The 740-nt window shown below is 46.4% G+C and carries 1 pseudogene; it reads right to left on the reverse strand.

What is annotated here, in order from left to right:
• A pseudogene (locus ACRBG0_RS25520) lies at positions 1-740 on the reverse strand (OmpA family protein); the annotation flags it as partial.

The raw sequence follows: 740 nt of genomic DNA on the forward strand, positions 1-740 counted from the left end.
GTTGGAAGACGCCCGGCCTTTACTATCTGTATGAGCAGACAGCTCTACTTTCGCATCCGTATTGTCTCTCATGAACTGAACCACCTTGTTTAAATCGGGCTCTGCATCTGGACGAATGGCAGCACTGCCGGTATCATAAAGGATGTTATCCAGGTTAATGGCATCACCACACTTCACTTCATCGGCACAAATCTCTAAGCGCACGAATACAGATTTTTCACGATCGTAGTTGTTGGCATCCACATCTACTACCTGAGAAAGGAAGCTTTCTTTCTTGGCGTAAAGCTCGTAAGTAGAACGACTATCCAGGTAGAAAACAAATTCGCCCGTACTCTTCGAGATGGTAGTCTTCAGGAAGTTGGCTGTTTTATTACTCAAATTGAGGGTTACGCCTGGTAGTGGATTCGGGCTGTTACAGTAGAACACCTTACCCTTGATGATAAAGTTGGGATCATCGTAGTAAACTGTCTTCTGTACAGAAGTAGAAGTGTTGAAATCGCTGGCAGCAATCTTACCTTCTTCCAGCGCTGTATCGTAAAGCTTAGACTGGATGGTGTAGTCGCCAGGCTCAACGTTGGCAAATTCTACCACACCGAGACTGTTGGTTGTGCCTGTTTTTACAATCTGTCCGCTACCATCAACGAGGGCGACTTCCGTCTCTGGCAATACTTCGTCTGTGATCTTGTCTTTGGCCGTAATTACCATTGGTGAGGTCGGACAGCCATTGTTGGCTACGGTTC

This window comes from Lewinella sp. (assembly GCF_050633125.1).
Taxonomy (GTDB): Bacteria; Bacteroidota; Bacteroidia; order Chitinophagales; family Saprospiraceae; genus Lewinella.